The following is an 18419-nucleotide window of genomic DNA, read 5'->3' as shown; positions in this document are numbered from 1 at the left end:
TGGCTTGTCGATGGCCGTTGCGGAGAATGCATCAAGATCGAGAAAGACAGAGCAATTGCGGATGCGCAGCCACGGCTCATTTCAATATCTAGAGCCCAGCGATCTCGAGTGGTTCGAGCAGGAGGTAACGATGTCGGACGTGAGGCGGGCGCTGCATTCGGACGAGCTTGCTTACCTCAGCGCTCAGGAATTGGCAGCTCGCATCCGTCGGCGCGAATTGTCGCCGGTTGAAGTGATCGACGACTTTATTCGGCGCGTTGAAGTACGCAATCCGAGTCTCAACGCGCTCGTTTATCTCGATTTCGAGGGAGCCCGTGCAAGTGCGAAAGAGGCCGAACGCGCACTATGTGCCGGCGAGCCGCTGGGGCCGCTGCATGGCATTCCGTCGGCGCTCAAGGATCTATTCGATTTCAAGCCGGGCTGGCCAGCGAGCCTTGGCGGCATCCGCGCGCTGAAGCACCACGTCGTGAACGGCTACTGCGCATTTTGCGAGCGCATGGAGAAACGTGGCGGAGCAGTGTTTCTGGGCAAGACCAACAGCTCCCTCATGGGCTTCCGGGGAACCTGCGACAATTACCTATTCGGTCCCACCCGCAACCCTTTCAATCTTTCCAAGAATGCCGGCGGCTCCTCCGGCGGCAGTGCCGCAGCGGTGGCCGATGGACTGCTGCCCATTGCAGAGGGCACGGATGCCGGCGGATCGATACGCATTCCGTCCGCCTGGTGTGGCGTCTACGGTTACAAGGCATCCTTTGGCCGCGTGCCGTTCTTGGTGCGCCCAAACGCATTCGGCGCGGCTGATTCGCCCTTCCTCTTCGAAGGTCCTATCACCAGGACGGTCGAGGACGCGGCCGTCGCTTTGAACGTTCTCGCAGGCCATGATCCGCGGGATCCTTTCAGCCTGACCGGTCCGGCGGTCGACTTCACGGCGGCGACCCGACGTTCCATTCGCGGTCTAAGGATTGCCTATAGTCCGAACCTGGATGTCTTTCCGGTCGACGGAAAGGTGGCGAAGACGGTTGGCCGCGCGTTGATGGCCTTCGAGGAAGCCGGAGCTCACGTTCAGGAAGTCAAGCTCGGCATCTCCCGTTCGCAGCGGGAATTGAGCGACGTCTGGTCTCGCCTCTACATGCTTCTGAACCTGCAGGCGATCGAGAACATCAGGCGCGATGGCATCGATCTGTTCGGGCAGCATCGCGCTGACTTTCCGCCCGAATATCTGGATTGGGTCGAAAAGACCAACCGGATGTCTGGTCTCGATTTCTTTCGAGACCAGGCCGTCCGGTCCGAGGTGTACGACGCATTCCAGCGTGTCTTCGAGGAGTTCGATCTGCTCGTCACGCCCACTCTCGCGTGTCCGCCGGTCGATAATTCAAGCGACGGGAATACGATCGGTCCGACGTCCATCAACGGCGTGGAGATAGATCCCCTCATCGGTTGGTGCCTGACCTACTTTGTCAACTTTACGGGACATCCGGCAGCGTCGATGCCGGCGGGTCTGTCCGAGGGACTTCCGGTCGGGATGCAAATCATAGGCCGGAGAAATGCCGACTCGGAAGTGCTGGCGGCGAGCGCTGCGTTCGAGCGGCTTCGGCCATGGCAGGACAACTACCGAATTTGCCGTGAGCGCCCCCTTCAGGCGTGACCGACGAGTCCTTGTGAGCGGCGGGGATTTTCAATGAGCGATGATCCGATCAACCCGGCAATCGTGGCCGAACTGGCAGCGACAGTGAACCTCTCCATCGCAAAGGTGGACCGAGTCGGGATCGCTGCGTTGATGGCGTCGGCGAGAGCGGCAGTCATTCGGCGAGCGGACACGTTGCCAATCGAGTCGCCTCCGGCACTCGTGTTTGATCCACGATAACGGAGCTTGAAGAATGGATATCGCCGGCCTGGACGTTACGGGGGCAGCTAAAGCGATATTGTCCCGGTCACTTTCACCTATCGACCTCACCGAGCACATGCTGGAGCGGATCTCCAGGATTGATCCTCATCTGAAGGCATTTGTCGAAGTGCTGTCTGAGCAGGCGCTGGTGTCTGCAAAGCAAGCGGATGCCGAAATTCGCAACGGCCAATATCGCGGTCCGCTGCATGGCATCCCGATCGCGGTCAAGGAACTGTACGACATTGCCGGCGTCAAGACCCGTTCCGGCTCACGGGTACGGGAAAACTATGCCGCTCGGGCCGATGGCGCCGTCATCCGTAAGCTTAAGGACGCCGGAGCTGTCTTGCTCGGGACCACCACGACTTATGAATTTGCCTTCGGCTTTGACGCTCCCCCGACGCGCAATGCGTGGAATCTGGACCACATTCCCTCGGGTTCGACCGGCGGCGCGGCTGCGGCCCTCGCGGCCCGGCTGTGCCTGGCCGCCGTAGGCAGCGATAGCGGTGGTTCGATCCGGACGCCGGCCGCGGCGAATGGCGTCGCCGGCATCAAGCCGACCTTTGGTCGCGTGAGCAAGGCGGGCATCACCGTCGTCAGCTGGTCGCTTGATCATCCCGCCCCGATGGGAAAGACCGTGAGAGACCTTGCGGTTCTGCTCGGCGTCATGAGCGGGGTCGATCCGAATGATCCAAGCAGCAGGAACCTTCCGGTGCCGGACTATACGAAGGCTCTGGACGGCGACGTCAGGGGGATCCGCATCGGCGTGCCCAGCAATTACTTCTTCGATGACGTCCAGCCTGCGGTGGCGCATGCTGTCGGCGAAGCCGTGACCGTGCTCGAGAGGCTGGGAGCAGTGATCGTCCCGCTAACCGTCCCGAGCATGGAAGCAATCATCGGCTCGTGGCTCGCCATCGCCCTGGCGGAGGCCGCGACCTATCATCAGCAGAGCCTCCGTTCGAAGGGCGACTTGTATGCGAGCGATGTGCGATTCTTGCTTGAGGCTGGCGAGCTGACGCTTGCCACAACCTATATCAATGCGCAGCGCGTCCGGCATGCCTGGAAGTCGTCACTGCGCGCCGCCATGGAAGCCGTAGACGTTATGGTCACTCCGACCTTGCCGAATACCGCGATGAAGGTCGGCCAGACTTTGAGCAAGATTGGCGCAAAGGAGGAGACGGTCTTCGAGGTCTCTGCGAGATTCTGCGCTCCCTTCAATCTGGCGGGCTTTCCAGCAGCTTCCATTCCGTGTGGCTTCGCGCCCGATGGGCTTCCGATCGGTCTTCAAATTATCGGAAAACCATTTGAGGAGGAAGCCATTCTTCGGGTCGGGCAAGCATTTGAGAGCCGTACGGATCATCACTTGAGGGTACCCTCGATTTCGGGTCTGGCCGCCTGATTACCGCGCGCGATTTCCAGCGATCTCAGCGCGGCGACGTGCGAACAGAATACATCAAGATAGAAAAAGAGAAGGCAATTGCCGACGCGCAAGTCTTGTTGCGATTGGTTATCCCGGATCCCGACAGATCATTCATCCGAGGCCATGCGCGCTCGGTCGCAATCGCGGGAGAAAGCTATGCGGGTTGGAGCTCAGGCAGCAGCGGTGGTCATCGCGGGCAGTGCGGTTGCGACGATGCTGTTCTTCGGATCGTTGAAGGACAGCAACGCTCAGAGCAATGCGCGTTATCTGCCGCAATACACTGCGGACGGACAGTTGCTCCTGCCAAAGAATTTCCACGAGTGGGTCTACGTCGGCTCACCCTTGACGCCAAACGCACTCAATGGGGGACAGGCAAACTTTCCGGAATTCCACAACGTCTACATCGAGCCGGGTTCGTACGCGATCTACAAGAAGACCGGCAAATTCCCCGAGGGGACGATCCTCTTCAAGGAATTGCAGCTCACGTTGCCGCAGGAGAACGCCGACGGTTCGCGGACGGAAGCGTCGGGACGCGGGTACTTCCCGGGCAAGTGGAACGGAGCCGATGTGACCGTCAAGGACTCCAAGCGCTTTGCCGAGACAAACGGCTGGGGGTACTTCAACTTCAATCATCATGAACCAAAGGCGTCGATGGCCAAGGTGAAGTCGAAGGACGAGTGCGCCTACTGCCACATTGCCAACGCCAAGAAGGATGAGGTCTGGACGCAATTCTACCCGCTGCTGGACAACAAGGACGCGCGATAATGCGCATGAGGCTCCCCAAAAGCGCCTGCATCGCTCTGATCGTGGCGATCGGGATTGGGGCGGCCGTCAGGCAGTCGCAGTTTCGGGCGAGGGCTGCCGACGTCATTGCAACCGGCGCCGGCGCGACCGACCGAGAGGGCCACCTGCATGTGCCCGATGACTATCGCACCACCTATCAGCTCCTCGGAAGCTGGGCGATTGCGGCGGACGAGGGCAAGGGATCGAAGGAAGTTCACGTCGTCTATGCCTCACCCGGGGCGATCGATGCCTACCGAAAGACCAAGCGCTTTCCGGATGGCGCGGTGTTGATCAAGGAGGTCTTCAAGTCCGCTACCTTCGAAATGACGACCGGCACCGTCAGCCGTTCCGATGTCCTGAAGGGCTGGTTCGTGATGATGAAGGACAGCGCGAACAGGCATCCGGATAGCGCGCTGTGGGGCGATGGCTGGGGATGGTCCTGGTTCGACGCGGGCGATCGGTCAAAGACAACCACGACGAACTACAGCGAGCAATGTCAGGGGTGCCACGTGCCAGCGCAAGCGTCCGACTGGGTCTACGTCGATGGATACCCGCCGCTGAGGCCATAGCCGGCCCGGCCATCGAAGGTTTTTCATTCAACCAAAGCCAATCATCAGAGGAGCGAGAGATGGCTAAAGAAGCGACCAACGAGATGGGAATGTCCAAAGGACAGACCGGTCATCTCTACACCCAAACCAACGAAACTGAAAATGCCGTCATCCACTACGCGCGACAGGTCGACGGCAAGCTGATCGAGGTTTCTCGCATCAAGACTGGCGGCGCCGGGTCCGGCGAATTCAAGCCGATCAGCGGCCAAGACAGCGCCCCCAACTCCTTCGAGGGCGCAGGAAGCGTCATCATCACATCCGACCGGCGCTTCCTGTTTGCGACCAACGGTGGCGACAATTCCGTATCGAGCTTCCGTCTGGAGAGCGACGGGCGGCTTACGCTGCTCGACGTGAAGTCGACCGGCAATCCAGTCGATGGAAGGAGTGGCACGGCGAAATCGCTTGCTTTTGCGCCTTCGACGCGGACGCTCTTTGTTCTGCACTCGTTCGGACCGGATCATCTTAGGTTGATGTCGGTAGATGCGGAAGGCATGCTCAAGCCGCGGCCCGAGCGCTACACGGTCAATACCTACAGCAAGCGGAATCGCGTCTCCACCATGGTCGCAGTCTCGCCCAATGAGGATATGGTGCTGGTCGGTACCACATTCGACGAGCCGATCGCGCACACTGGGTTGTATCCCGACGGCTCGCCCATTCTTTGGGTCCAGCGGGCGGGGGGCGCGTTGCATTCCATTGCCTCGAATGCGCCGGATCCGGACGGACTTGCAGTTTTCTCACTGCAGAAGGATGGCTCGCTTGGCACGGCCAGGTTCTATGACGCAAAGGGCGGTTCTCCGTTCTTCATCGCCTTCCTGAACAAGCGACCAGACACCTTCGTAATCGGTTATGCTGTCGGCGACGGATGTTCGATCTGTACCATCGAGAAGAACGGCGCGATCAAGATTGGCCCACTGGTCAAGATCGACACGAGTGCAGGCCTGCCGTCCGAGCTGTGCTGGCTTGCGATCGCTCCCGATGATCGCACGATCTACGCGACGAATTTCGGCTACAGCAACATCAGCAGCTATCGCATCAACGGCGGCGGTCTCGAAATTGCGAGTGATCCGGCCTGTCCCAAGGTACCCGGTGACGGCACCGCAAGGGGATTGAACGGGACCGTGACGAGCGGACCCAGCGATAGCTGGCTCACGCCCGATGGCGCCTTTCTCTATCAGATCTACGGCAACGCCTCGAAATTGGTCGGCTACAGCACTCAGTCGGACGGCTCGTTGAAGGAGATCGGTAGCGTCAAGATTCCGTACAACAGCCCGCAGGGGCTTGCCGGCTTCTGATCCGGTTCGTTGACACTAGGTCCAGGCGTGGTTCGCATCGTTGTTCCACGTCTGGCAATTTCCCTCGCCCAAAGTGGGAAGCGGACGACACGAGCTCTGAGACGGATGTTTGAAGCAAATCACGACCGCGCTCGCGACAAATCGGTGGTTCACCGCAGCCACATTGGCGAGGGAGAGGGCCCCGGGCACAAATTCGATTTGCAGCGCGCTGCAGGCGCGGCGCGGGTCGTATTTTCTGGAGCTCGAGATAGCACCGAGGTTTGCGACGTCTATCGGAAGTTTCCGATGGCCGTCTTGTTTCCGAATGTCGACAATTGTCGACACAAGGAGACCGTTCTCATCAATACATCGGGCGGTGTTGCGGGCGGCGACGAGATCAACATCGAGATTGTTGCCCGGAACAAGGCCTCGGTCGCGATGACCACGCAGGCCGCGGAGAAGGTCTATCGCGGTCTGGACCGTCCTGCCCGAATCTTGACGCGGCTAAGGGCCGAAGGGGGTGCTCGACTTGCATGGCTTCCGCAAGAGACGATCGTCTTCAACAAGGCGCGCATCGTACGGCAGACAGAAGTCGATGTGAGATCGGGGGCTGAACTGGTGGCACTGGAGTGGTTGGTTTTCGGTCGCGCCGAGAGCGGTGAAGAAGTTATCGCCGGATATATCCTGGATACCTGGCGCATCAGGGTCGACGGCCATCTCGTCTGGGCGGACGGCTTCCTTTCGAGCGACCGGACATTCCCTCAATTGCGGAGAATGGCTTTGCTTTCAAACTGGAAGGCGATCGCGACAATGATTTACTTCGGACCAAGTATTGAGGCGCGGCTCGAAAGAGTTCGTCAGATAGCAGCCTCTCTGGGATGCGCGTGCGGAGTTACTCTCGTGGGCGCGATCATCGTAATCCGCGTTGCTGCAGCTGCCGGTGCGGATCTCAAGCGAGGGCTGCGCCGCTTCCTCGATCAGCTGAATCGTGAACTGGGAACAGGTCCCTTCGGCGTGCCGAAGATGTGGTCCTGCTAACAGCGCAGCAAAGTGGGAGAATCAACTTGAATCTGACGCCACGGGAACGAGACAAGCTGATGATCGCTCTTGCTGCGATCGTTGCGCGCGGCCGACTCGGGAGAGGCGTCAAGCTGAACTATCCCGAAAGCATCGCATTGATTTCTGATGCAATCATGGAAGGCGCTCGCGACGGGAGATCGGTTGCGGATCTTATGGCGGAAGGCGGCAGGCTTCTGCGCCGCGATCAGGTCATGGAGGGCGTTCAGGAGATGATCCGCGAGATCCAGGTCGAAGCCACGTTTCCTGACGGAACCAAGCTTGTCCCCATTCACAATCCGGTTCGATAGGAGCTGGAGGCGCGACATGATTCCCGGCGAAATCATTCCGGCTGATGGCGACATCGTCCTGAACCGCGACAGGACAGGACGATCGATTGACGTAGCCAACGCAGGCGACCGGCCGGTCCAGGTCGGGAGCCACTATCACTTCGCCGAAGTGAACGCTGCACTCGTGTTTGATAGGGCCGTTGCCCGTGGCTGCCGCCTCGATATCCCGGCTGGGACCGCCGTGAGGGTCGAGCCGGGACAGTCACGCGAGGTCTCATTGATTCCGTTTGCCGGGGCGCGGCGCATCTACGGCTTCAGCGGCGGCGTGATGGGCCCTCTTGAATCCCGTGCCGGTGCCCCCGGCCTCGATGAATGAGAGAGAAAAACGATGTCCGTTACGATGAGCCGCAGAGCCTATGCGCAGATGTTCGGCCCGACCGTCGGCGATAAGGTGCGTCTGGCGGACACCGACCTGTTCATTGAGCCCGAGAAGGACTTCACGATCTATGGCGAGGAGGTGAAGTTCGGTGGCGGCAAGGTCATTCGGGACGGCATGGGACAGTCGCAGCTCACGCGCGCGCGGGGAGCGGTCGATACGGTCATTACCAATGCGCTGATCCTGGATCATTGGGGAATCGTCAAGGCGGACATTGCGATCAAGGACGGGCTCATCGCCGGCATCGGCAAGGCGGGTAATCCCGACACCCAACCGGGGGTGTCGATCGTCATTGGACCGGGGACGGAAGTCATCGCGGGCGAGGGCAAGATCATCACGGCCGGAGGGATGGATACTCACATTCATTTCATATGTCCCCAGCAGATCGAGGAAGCGCTTTTCTCGGGCGTGACGACCATGATGGGCGGAGGCACCGGACCCGCCGCGGGAACAACGGCAACGACCTGTACCCCGGGGCCGTGGCACATCCATCGCATGCTTGAAGCGTTGGACGCCTTCCCGATGAATTTCGGCATTTTCGGCAAGGGTAATGCCAGCGTACCCGAGGCCCTGGTCGAACAGGTCGAAGCCGGGGCCTGTGGCCTGAAGCTGCACGAGGACTGGGGTGCGACGCCGGCTGCCATCGATTGCTGTCTCTCCGTTGCGGACGACATGGATGTGCAAGTCATGATCCACACTGACTCCCTGAACGAGGGTGGGTTTGTCGAGAGCACGATCGCTGCGTTCAAAGGTAGGACGATTCACGCCGCCCACACCGAAGGGGCAGGCGGCGGCCATGCGCCGGACATCATCAAGGTCTGCGGCGAGAACAACATCATCCCTGCCTCGACCAATCCGACGCGCCCGTATACGGCGAACACGCTCGACGAAGCACTGGATATGCTGATGGTGACCCATCATCTCGATCGCCGTATCCCGGAAGACGTTGCCTTTGCGGAAAGTCGCATAAGGAAGGAGACGATTGCCGCCGAGGACATCCTGCACGATCTCGGCGCCTTCTCGATCGTATCGTCCGATAGTCAGGCGATGGGACGGGTCGGCGAGGTGATCACGCGTACCTGGCAGACGGCCGACAAGATGAAGAAGCAGTTCGGCCGCATGTCGGAGGAGGCCGGACAGAACGACAATTTCAGGGCGCGGCGCTACGTCGCAAAATACACCATCAACCCGGCGATCGCGCAGGGAATGTCGCGCTACATAGGCTCGCTCGAGATCGGGAAGCTTGCAGATATCGTTGTCTGGGACCCGGCATTCTTCGGAGTCAAACCTGATATGGTCTTGAAATCGGGCATGATCGTCGCCGCCATCATGGGTGACCCCAATGCGTCCATACCCACGCCTCAACCGGAGTATTACCGGCCAATGTTCGGCGCCTTCGGCCGTTCGCCTGCCAAAAATTCAGTAACGTTCGTGAGCAAAGCTTCGCTCGAAACGACGATCTCAGTGAACCTGGAAAAGCGTCTCCTGCCGGTCTCTGGGACGCGCACGATCGGCAAGCATTCCATGATTCTCAACGACGCGTTGCCTCGGATGGAAGTTGATCCCGAGACCTATGAGGTGCGGGTAGACGGACGAATCCTCACGTGCCCGCCGGTGGATGTCGTTCCAATGGCGCAGCGTTACTTCATGTACTGACGAGTTGGTTGTTGCATGGTGGTGCTATGACAGACGACAATCGCGAACTTTCTGCGTCAGCATTGCTGCGACTGCTGGCTTGGCTTTCACCGTCATTCCCGAATGGAGCGTACAGCTATTCGCACGGCCTGGAGTGGGCCGTCGAGGCCGGTCACGTCACCAACCGCCGCAGCCTCATTGACTGGCTCGAGGCCGACCTTTGCTTTGGCTCCGGTCGGAACGAGGCCATCTTCTTTATCGAAGCGTATCGCCGTGTGATCGAGGCAGCGGAAGATGGGCTGCCGCATCTGGCAGAACTCGCCGCAGCGTCGCGCGGGACCTCGGAATTTGCGCTCGAAGCCGCACAGCAGTCGGCTGCATATCTTACGACCCTCCGTCGCGTGTGGCCGGATCGAATTCTGGATGTTTTCTCGGATCCGAAATGCCCACCTGTATCGGCCGTCATCCTCGGCGCCTGCTCGGCGCGCTTGGACATACCCGTCGGCATTGCCCTTCCGGCATTCCTGCACAGTTACGTCGCTAATCTGATTAGTGCCGGCGTGCGATTGGTGCCGCTTGGTCAAACTGACGGTCAGCTTGCGGTCGCGGCGCTTGAGCAGGCGATCCTGTCGCGGAGTGAAATCGCAACTCGCGAGACTGTTGACGATCTTGGTTCGGCGGGTGTGATGACGGAGCTGGCGTCCATCGCCCACGAGCTGCAATATACGAGGTTGTTTCGGTCATGAGCACGACTACAGGCGCGAGCCGCTCGTTCCGTACTACGGGCGTTCCGTCAACTAATGGTCCGTTACGCGTGGGTATAGGCGGCCCGGTCGGTTCCGGAAAGACGGCGCTGATCGAGGCTTTATGCAAGCATCTGCGCGAATTCTACCAGATCTACGTGGTTACAAATGACATCTATACCAAGGAAGATCAGCTCATTTTGACGCGCGCGCAGGCGCTGCCTGCTGACCGCATCTTGGGCGTGGAAACGGGTGGCTGCCCGCATACAGCCATAAGAGAGGATGCCTCGATGAACTTGGCAGCAATCCGCGATATGAATTTGAAATTCCCTGACGCCGAGCTTTGTTTCGTCGAGTCGGGCGGCGACAATCTCGCTGCCACATTCAGCCCGGAACTAGCTGATTTGACCATTTACGTGATCGACGTGGCTGCGGGTGAGAAGATTCCCCGCAAGGGAGGGCCGGGGATCATGAGATCCGATTTGTTGATCATCAACAAGGTCGATCTCGCACCTATGGTTGGCGCCAATCTGACGATTATGGAAAATGACGCTCGGAGGATGCGAGGGGAGCGGCCGTTCATCTTTTCCAACATGAAGGTCGGCCAGGCTGTCGATGAAATAGCAGACTTTATTCTGCAAAAAGGCGGGCTGTCTTCCGTGACGTTGACTGAAAATGACTGTCGATGACAGGGGCCTTTGCGCTGCCCGTAAGGAAATTCGGTGCTCATGTTCTTGTCGCGATAAGTGAACGTTGACCGCTAGGAGTGTGCTGTCTGAGAAGCCGTTGGAGCTGTGCGCGTGCAAAGAGGAAAGTCACGATGACGGATGATGATCAGGAGCGTTTTGACGATCTGGCGAAGCTGCGCCGTAGCATCGACAATCTGGATGCGGCGGTCGTGCACCTTCTCGCAGAGCGTTTTCGGTGTACCGATGCAATCGGACTTTTCAAGGCCGGACATGCATTAGCATCTCGAGACCCCCGACGTGAATCAACGCAGTTGAAACGGTTGCGAGCCCTCGCCTGGCAGAGCGGGCTTGACCCAGAGTTCATTCAGAAGCTCCACGACTTGATCGTCCGCGAAGTTGTCGCCAATCATGAGGCGATAAAATTCAGATCGAGAACCAGCTAGGCTGTGAACATAGTCACGTGCTCGTTCAACAATGGAATAGACAGAAATCTGTACCCTCGGGAGCCATGCTTGGCTAACATTTGCACGAGTTTGATCGTCGCCCTGATGATCGTTTCCATCTCCTGGACGCGCGATGCAGTCGCGGCCGAACCCGAAAGTGCCGATTATGCGGCGCTGAGCGAGGCGATCCTCGAGGGCAAGGAGCCCCGTATGCTAATCGACCTCTCCGCTTGTCAAGTTCACGGCGCAGATATCGCGGGGCCGCCAATCAGGGCGAGCATCCGGTTTGATGGATATATGATCCAGGCAGATGGAACGATCGCGTTCTCGACGACACATATGACCGTGAGGTCGGACAGGTCGGTCAGAGAATTCCTGTCGTTCAGGGTGCGTACAAACGGCAAGATCGAAGTCCGTACGGCGACTCTTGGCGCCGTCAATTTCGCGGTGCTCAGGGATTCTTCATTTGATTGCGAGATCGGGAAAGCGGCGTTTTTCCGCTGGTAGCTGCGAAACGACTTCGTCCTCTGGACGAAGAAGTGGAATGGACCTTGCCAACGGCCTGCGGTGTGTTGGCCATCTCGGCGTAACGACCTTCAGACGCAGTCGTCGAGCTCAAGAGCCATGACTTTCGAACAGGATGGGTTGACTACGAGCGGATAGTCTCTGGCTTCCTGCGCTCGTCTCTTGCGCGCGCATCATGCTGAAAGATCGACCAGACCGCCGGTCTGTTGGCCCTTCTTTTCAAGTTGCCTTTCAATCGCGTCTTTAATCTTCTGCTCGACCGCCGTTCGCTGGTCCGGGGTCATTTTGGCGAGGTCGGCATCGGTGAGATTCATGCTTTTCAAGATGCCGGCCCGCACACGGTCGAAGGGATTCATCTTCGCGTATTTCAGGAAGTCCGTAACTGCGCTGCTGTCGCCCGATGCGCCATCTTCGTTTGCCTGCACGGTTCCGCCGGTGGACGTCTCCGTCGTCTTCGTGGCGATGGTCGAAGAGGTTGCCTTCGCGGCTTGGTAGGCGAAGAGTGATGATCCAGTCGTGATTTGCATATTCGGCCCCTGCGACGATCTCAGATGTGCAACGCGTGTGCCAGAGCGCCTTTGTCGGGATTTCGGTGTTTCCCGCCTTTAACTGGTTCGGGCCGCCTGGGCCGGGTAGAAAAAATTGCCGACTTCGCGGCGGTACCGGCAAAGTCTGCCGCGTCGTACCCGGCCGCGACGTGTGGGCGTCATCGCATGCTGAGCACCGCCGCGTTGCGCAAGGCGTTGGCGGGAAGAGCGTAACCTGAACTGATCGCCGCGATCACGACCGCCATCGAAGTGCGTATCCGGCCGGGGTTATTGACGTTCCTCGTACCTGTTGCAGCGGCCATCGCCCAATTGGACCCGGTTGAACTCCTGAAACGGCGGATCACAACGCAGCAGCGTGTATGACTTGTATGAAGGAGGAGGTACGCGCCAGCAAAGAGTCTGGCCGGCGGGTATCTGGTACGTCTCGCCGCTTGTTAAAGTGTAGCGACAAGCGGTGTCCGTACTTTTAGTCTTCGCCTCTGCCTGCGCCTGGGAGACTGATATCACCGTGAGAAACATCGCCAAGGGTACGCGCATTTGTTCGTTCTCCGCATCTGATCACAAAGTCAAATTGGGATGCGGCGATCGCTGCAGCAAGACAGTCTCAAGTCACAAAAGTCTGACAGGAGATGGACAATTAATGGGGTGAGACATGTAACTCTTTGCACTGTCGAGACTGCACACTTCCGGTCCTGACGACTTGCTTGGTCCAGATCGGTCAGTGGAATTCATGGAAGAGTTGTCAATATGCTCGTTCAAGGTGTAAGAGCCTAAAGAGCGCCGAGTAACTTTGGAGGCGGGCTCGCCGCCAAGGTGGCCGGATCGGCGGAATCATCCTGAATTTGCGCACAGCACTCGGGCGCGAGTGAAGGACATCGAGCGATGGTCCGCGGCAAACAAGGCGCGCGGAAAGCTTTGTATCCACGCAATGCGAAACCCCTGTTACTTGTCTGCCCTACGCCTGCCCGATCTCCCGAACACGTTTCGATTCGGCCATCAGGCCGCCGCGTGTTGCCCGGGTCCTACAGAGCCGGTAAGGCATGAAAGGAGGTTGGGAGCCGGACTCGCCCGGGAATGGTCAGCCGCGACCGATCCGCTGGTCCGCACCACGCCAAGATCCGGCATCTGAATGGAGGGCTCGTGTCCGCCAACGAGGCATATGCCGCTTTCGGCCTGCCTGAAAGCGGTCAATGTGGGACGTCGTCTGGAGTCCCGGTCCGCTCTATGAACGCCGAACTCGATCAACGTCCTGGGCGGCAATCGCTCGAGGTCCAAGGCGGGCAAATGGTGGTGCTCTTTCCGAGCTTTCCCGCTCCTATTGAAGCCAGCATCAGAGAGGAACGCTCGAATAGCTCTCCAGCATTCCGTTCTTAACAGACGCGCGGGCAAAAGAGCTGCGTTCGGGTCTCGTCACTAGGCCGATTATCGAAGGACCCTCACAAGAATGCTAAAAACAATGATCGCACCAGCACTGTCCGAGATCGACCACCATGGCGCCTCGGGGGTGAGAGGGGGCGCTTGGCAAGCTCTGACATTATGTAGAAATTTCGTGACCCTGCCGAGAATCCCTCCCTCTCCGCCATAATAAAACGGCTTCGAGAAAGCCCCGTAAAATAAGGCCTTACTGCACGCCAGAGGTCTCTGGTGTAGCCCCAGGGTGTAGCCCCTCGGGTAGCCCTAATCTGCCATGGCAGCTCGAAAGTAACAATCCACCTCACATGCGGTCAGATCGCGTAAGCGGAGCGGCCGCGTCCCGTTCGCCGGCATCGGCCAAGCTTTCGAACCAAGCGCCTGCCTTCGCCCGAGGCGAACTCTCCGGACTTCACGAAAGCCGCTAGATGAAGGGCGTAGCACCAGATTGCAAATTCGTGGACGCTTGCTTGCGTCTCCCGGGATGGTCTGCTTGAGCCGGACCGTGGTGCCGCCGCTGTCGAGCAGATATTTCTCGTCGACTTCGCCTCCGTTGTGTTCGTAGACGTGACGGCGCTGAAGCGATCGCGTCAATGGTGACGATGCCGACTAACGCCGCATGAACCGGTCGTACGTGTCCTCAGTGCCGGGCGCCTCGTCGTGCCAGAGTCCGCGGTCGGCATTCTTCAGATGCAGCAACGTAAACCTGCAATTCTGCGCGGTCGAGTGAAAGGACAATTCGAGGACCGGCTCGCCGAACCAGACGCCGGCTGGTTGATCGATGCCGTTGCGCAGTTCGCCGGCGGAGACGTCACGGGCGCCGCCGGATCCGGCGGGCAATTCGTAGGGCGGACTCACGGTTGTCTTGATGTATCTGCCGGTCTTGAACGCGGGCTCGCTCGACCAGGCCCAATTCGCATAGCCCTCGCTGGAAACGATCAGGATCGCCCGGCGTGAAGTGTATCGCAGCCAACGGAGGATGACCGCAGTCAGGGAGACGTCGTACCGTTCGGCGCATTCGCCCAAGTCGTCGAAATTCGGGACGTCCGTCGTGGCGATCCGTCTCCTGAAGTCGTCCAGGGGCATGAGGAGTGCCGCCGAAAACGCGTTGGCCTCCCGTTCGACTTCGGCACCGACGCGACCGTCGACCGCCGCGTCGTCGCAGCGTATGCCATCGGGAAACTTTTTCCGGTGCAGAAGATAATGCCCGAACTCGTGCCCGATGGTGAAGCGGCGCCGCTGCGGGCTGGCGTTGCCGTCGTAAAGGATTCCCCATCGTTTGCCCGATTCTGACGGGAGCAGCGCGCCGCCGAAACCATCGAGGTCGTCCTTGACGACCCGGGTGATGGGGTCTTCGGGAAAGAAGTTACGGGAGACGTCCATAGCCAACTGGGCGACGTCGAAACGGTATCGGTCGGCCGGGTTGAGGGCGTTGAGCAGCAGCGAGAGATGATTGGCCCATCGATCTACGCCCCAGCCCTGCGTATCCATCAGTCGTTGTCCAATAGCTTCTTCATCTGGCGGAGCTTCTCCTTCATCGGAGCGCTCATCTGCTGGTATTCGCGGAAGAAGGCTCTGTCCTCGGCGCTTTCCAGATCCGCCGGCGTATCGGCACCCATAAAGTAGTCGACCGTCACGCCCAGCGCCTTGGCGATGCCTGCAAGCTTTTCCGCCGACGGGCGAGGGGGGCTCTTGTTCTCCAATTCCCAAAGGTAGCTTTTGCTGAGCCCTGCGTCCTCCGCGAGCTTGTCCAGTGTGAGCCTTCTTTCCGTACGCAACTTGCGAATCTGCCCACCGATCTTTCGCGAAAGTGCCTTGGTCATGCGGCATTCCTATTCGGAACAGGAGTATACCGGATACTTGACTTCCGGCAAGAGTTCCATCATGTTCGGAGTAGCGATAGTTGGTATGGGTCTAGAGCGAAATCCAGGATTTGATACATCAACGCCCTCCGGTCAAGCGTCCGCGGGCGACCGAACACGGAGATGCCGGATGTACGCCGATCAGCGGACGATCATGCGCAACGCTCAACTCGTGGGCGTATTGGAGCGCCTGTGCCAAGGGCTGGAGCTCACCGATAGCCAATTCGAACTGGCCAAAGCCCGCTATGAGGCGGTAGGGCGCTGGCTCGCCGGTGCCGAGGAGCAGCTGATCCGCTCGATCCTGATCTATCCGCAGGGCTCGACCGCCATCGGCACCACCGTCAAGCCGATCGGGCGCATCGAGCACGACGTCGATCTCGTTTCTCACGTCGTCGAACCGGACCAAATGATCTCTCCTGCGGCGCTGAAGTCTGCGATTGGCAATCGCCTGCGCTCCCACGGACAGTATGCGCCGATTCTCGAAGAGATGGGACGTTGCTGGCGGATCAACTACTCGGGTGAATTCCATCTCGACATCACGCCGTCGATTCCTAACCCTGGCTGTCCGAAGGGCGGCGTGCTGGTGCCCGACAAGGCCATGCGGGCTTGGTCAGCCTCGAATCCGAAGGGTTACAAGGCGCTGTTTCTGGAGCGCGCCAAGATCATGCCGCAGATGCGGCTCAGCAAGAGCATGGTGGCGCAGGACAGCACCCGCTCTCACGTCGAACCGTATCCGGAGCAGGTGGGTTTCAAGGGCATCCTGCCGCGCACCGTGCAGCTGTCGAAGCGTCACCGGGACATCCATTTCCAAGACCTCGATCCGAGCCTCGCCCCGATCTCCGTGATCATTACGACGCTCGCCGCGCGCGCCTACGAATTCTGTGCACTGAATGTCGTCTACGACAGCGAGCTCGACCTTCTGTGCGACGTCGTCCGGCACATGCCCCGTTTCATCGAAGTCGACGCCACCGGCGGACGCCGTCGTTGGTTCATCTGGAACGAAACCACCGAACACGAGAATTTCGCCGAAAAATGGAATTCGGATCCGCGTCGCGCGGTCGCGTTCTACGATTGGCACCGCAAGCTGCTGGGAGATCTCGAAAGCCTGACGCACATCGAGGGCCTCGATGTCCTGACGAAGCGCCTCGATTCGGCGTTCGGCTCGACGCCGGCGAACCGTGCGCTCGACGGCCTGGTCGAGCCGGTATCGGCGGCGAGGCGCGCTGGGAATCTTTCCGCGGCGCCGGTCGTTGGTTTGACCGCGGCGCGCGTTGCGTCTTCGACGCCGGTGCGGGCGAACACCTTTCATGGAAGCGATGATTGATGCGGATCGGTGAGCGTCGGCCGCTTACGGCCAGCCAGCAATACATCAACCTGCAAAGCAACCCGCTGACCGGGGAGGGCATCGGGTTGCTTCATGCCGGTGCGCTGGTGTGGTGGTTCGACGCGACACCTTCGCCGCTGAGCCGGATCTACACGCTCAGGATCGAGTATCGGCAAGGCGACAAGCCTCAGGTTTTCGTCGAGCGTCCGAACCTGAAACTGGTTGTCGGCGGACGCCGCATTCCGCACCTCTATGAGCAGCATCCCGCGCGCCTGTGCCTCTACTTGCCGAGGACGTACGAATGGCAGTCGTGGATGAGGATCGACAACACCATCGGGCCTTGGGCGGTCCTCTGGTTCTTCTATTTCGAGGAGTGGCTTTCGTCGGACGAGTGGAAGGGCGGAGGTGAACACCCCATTCCGGCCGATCCATCCGGCAAGAAACGAAAGCGGGTGCGGCCGCTTACTCCGGAGGTGGCGGCATGACGCCCAACCCGCCGGCCCAATCGTCGTACCGTATCCTGTCGCTCGACGGCGGCGGAATCCGCGGCGTATTCCCCGCAGCGTTGTTGGCGAAGGTCCAGGAAAACCTGGATCACCCGATCGCGTCCTACTTCGACCTCATCGTCGGCACCTCGACCGGTGGAATCATCGCCCTCGGTCTCGGTCTTGGCTTGTCCGCAGCGGACGTACTGCGCTTCTACGAGGATCAGGGGCCGGCGGTTTTCGATCAGCATCATAGTCCAGTGGAAACGTGGATGCGCCAACGCGGCCGTTCCCTGCTTCATTTTTTCGCCTCCAAGTATTCGCCGGACAATCTGCGTGCCGCGCTCGAGGGCGTGCTTGGGACGCGTCGGCTTGGTGAAAGCCGGACCCGCCTGGTCATTCCGGCATGGCATCCGATGCTCGAGCGTGTGTACCTCTACAAAACGGCGCATCACCCGCGGCTGGAGACCGATTACAAGCAACCGGCGATCGACGCGGCGATGGCGACCGCGGCCGCGCCGACGTTCATGAAGCCGCACATGACCAGCGAGGCCGTCGAGCTTGTCGACGGTGGCGTGTGGGCGAACAACCCGATCGGCGTCGCGGCCGTGGAGGCGGTCGGAATGCTGGGTTGGCCTGCCGAACGTCTGAAGATACTGAGCATCGGTACGACGAGCGACGTCAAGGCGCAGCCGAGGTGGAAGGGAAAGCTTCCGATGGCGACGTCGGTGACACGGCTATTCATGGCCGGCCAGTCCCACAGCGCGCTCGGCACCGCCAAGATCATCACCGGCGACGGTCACGCACATAAGGCGATTTGGCGCGTCGATCAGGTCGCCCCCGAGGGGCGCTACACGTTGGATAACGCCTTGAGGATCGACGAGATGAAGGACCGCGCCGTGGCCGAGGCTCGCGAACAGCTGCCGCTGCTCCGCGGCGATTTCTTCCAGGAGCCCGCGCCGGCGTTTACGCCGTATCATTCGCTCAAATGCCTTCCCCAGACGTGAGA

19 protein-coding genes are annotated in these 18419 nt (G+C 59.8%); 16 read left to right on the top strand and 3 right to left on the bottom strand.

Translation table 11 applies throughout. From position 1 onward, the window contains the following. The first annotated feature begins 10 nt into the window (after positions 1-10). The 13 genes from AC0L27_RS07760 (at position 11) to AC0L27_RS07700 (ending at position 11763) form a co-directional block, all read left to right on the top strand. Complete coding sequence (locus tag AC0L27_RS07760) at positions 11-1645, top strand: amidase (protein ID WP_473318499.1); 1635 nt, start codon at positions 11-13, stop codon at positions 1643-1645. A gap of 232 nt (positions 1646-1877) precedes the next feature. Beyond that, the gene (locus AC0L27_RS07755) at positions 1878-3281 is read left to right on the top strand and encodes an amidase (protein WP_473318497.1); all 1404 of its coding nucleotides are present in this window, start codon (positions 1878-1880) and stop codon (positions 3279-3281) included. Between the two features lie 177 nt (positions 3282-3458). Continuing rightward, positions 3459-4067, top strand: coding sequence for a cytochrome P460 family protein (locus AC0L27_RS07750; protein ID WP_473318496.1), 609 nt, complete (start codon positions 3459-3461; stop codon positions 4065-4067). Between the two features lie 5 nt (positions 4068-4072). After that, positions 4073-4654 (top strand): cytochrome P460 family protein, encoded by a 582-nt coding sequence (locus tag AC0L27_RS07745; RefSeq protein ID WP_473318493.1) that lies wholly within the window; start codon positions 4073-4075, stop codon positions 4652-4654. After that, positions 4579-5985 carry a lactonase family protein gene (locus AC0L27_RS07740; protein WP_473318704.1) on the top strand — a complete coding sequence of 469 codons (1407 nt, stop codon included), beginning with the start codon at positions 4579-4581 and terminating at the stop codon, positions 5983-5985. Before AC0L27_RS07745 ends, AC0L27_RS07740 begins: the two co-directional genes overlap by 76 nt. A gap of 105 nt (positions 5986-6090) precedes the next feature. Next, complete coding sequence (locus tag AC0L27_RS07735; protein ID WP_473318491.1) at positions 6091-7002, top strand: urease accessory protein UreD; 912 nt, start codon at positions 6091-6093, stop codon at positions 7000-7002. 26 nt (positions 7003-7028) lie between these two features. After that, positions 7029-7331, top strand: a complete 303-nt coding sequence (locus AC0L27_RS07730; RefSeq protein WP_473318489.1) for an urease subunit gamma — start codon at positions 7029-7031, stop codon at positions 7329-7331. 16 nt (positions 7332-7347) lie between these two features. Then, the gene (locus AC0L27_RS07725) at positions 7348-7686 is read left to right on the top strand and encodes an urease subunit beta (protein ID WP_473318487.1); all 339 of its coding nucleotides are present in this window, start codon (positions 7348-7350) and stop codon (positions 7684-7686) included. A 12-nt stretch (positions 7687-7698) separates the two neighbouring features. After that, a complete protein-coding gene (ureC, locus tag AC0L27_RS07720) occupies positions 7699-9402 on the top strand; it encodes an urease subunit alpha (protein ID WP_473318485.1) in 1704 nt (567 codons plus the stop codon). 26 nt (positions 9403-9428) lie between these two features. Next, on the top strand, positions 9429-10127 hold the full coding sequence (locus AC0L27_RS07715) for an urease accessory protein UreF (protein WP_473318484.1): 699 nt from the start codon (positions 9429-9431) through the stop codon (positions 10125-10127). After that, a complete protein-coding gene (ureG, locus tag AC0L27_RS07710) occupies positions 10124-10813 on the top strand; it encodes an urease accessory protein UreG (protein WP_473318481.1) in 690 nt (229 codons plus the stop codon). The genes AC0L27_RS07715 and ureG overlap by 4 nt, the downstream gene beginning before the upstream one ends. Before the next feature lie 131 nt (positions 10814-10944). After that, positions 10945-11256 carry a chorismate mutase gene (locus AC0L27_RS07705; protein ID WP_473318479.1) on the top strand — a complete coding sequence of 104 codons (312 nt, stop codon included), beginning with the start codon at positions 10945-10947 and terminating at the stop codon, positions 11254-11256. Between the two features lie 69 nt (positions 11257-11325). Beyond that, entirely contained in the window at positions 11326-11763 is a 438-nt protein-coding gene (locus tag AC0L27_RS07700) for a VirK family protein (RefSeq protein ID WP_473318477.1), read from the top strand. 191 nt (positions 11764-11954) lie between these two features. Here the strand turns inward: AC0L27_RS07700 and AC0L27_RS07695 are convergent, their stop codons facing one another. From AC0L27_RS07695 to AC0L27_RS07685, 3 genes are all read right to left on the bottom strand, one after another. Beyond that, positions 11955-12308 carry a hypothetical protein gene (locus tag AC0L27_RS07695; protein WP_473318474.1) on the bottom strand — a complete coding sequence of 118 codons (354 nt, stop codon included), beginning with the start codon at positions 12306-12308 and terminating at the stop codon, positions 11955-11957. Between the two features lie 2040 nt (positions 12309-14348). Beyond that, a complete protein-coding gene (locus AC0L27_RS07690) occupies positions 14349-15230 on the bottom strand; it encodes an ImmA/IrrE family metallo-endopeptidase (protein WP_473318472.1) in 882 nt (293 codons plus the stop codon). Beyond that, positions 15230-15562, bottom strand: coding sequence for a helix-turn-helix domain-containing protein (locus AC0L27_RS07685; RefSeq protein WP_473318470.1), 333 nt, complete (start codon positions 15560-15562; stop codon positions 15230-15232). The genes AC0L27_RS07690 and AC0L27_RS07685 overlap by 1 nt, the downstream gene beginning before the upstream one ends. A gap of 169 nt (positions 15563-15731) precedes the next feature. Here AC0L27_RS07685 and AC0L27_RS07680 point away from each other — a divergent pair, with 169 nt between their 5' ends. The 3 genes from AC0L27_RS07680 to AC0L27_RS07670 are packed head-to-tail and all read left to right on the top strand — an operon-like array spanning position 15732 to position 18417. Beyond that, positions 15732-16925 carry a nucleotidyltransferase domain-containing protein gene (locus AC0L27_RS07680; RefSeq protein WP_473318469.1) on the top strand — a complete coding sequence of 398 codons (1194 nt, stop codon included), beginning with the start codon at positions 15732-15734 and terminating at the stop codon, positions 16923-16925. Then, entirely contained in the window at positions 16925-17410 is a 486-nt protein-coding gene (locus AC0L27_RS07675) for a type II CBASS E2 protein (RefSeq protein WP_473318702.1), read from the top strand. The genes AC0L27_RS07680 and AC0L27_RS07675 overlap by 1 nt, the downstream gene beginning before the upstream one ends. Continuing rightward, positions 17407-18417 (top strand): CBASS cGAMP-activated phospholipase, encoded by a 1011-nt coding sequence (locus AC0L27_RS07670; protein ID WP_473318467.1) that lies wholly within the window; start codon positions 17407-17409, stop codon positions 18415-18417. Before AC0L27_RS07675 ends, AC0L27_RS07670 begins: the two co-directional genes overlap by 4 nt. The last annotated feature ends 2 nt before the right edge of the window (positions 18418-18419 follow it).

It is taken from the genome of Bradyrhizobium sp. Ken51 (assembly GCF_055807435.1).
The sequence above is the reverse complement of the archived record's forward strand: the minus strand, read 5'-3'. Positions and strand labels throughout refer to the sequence as shown.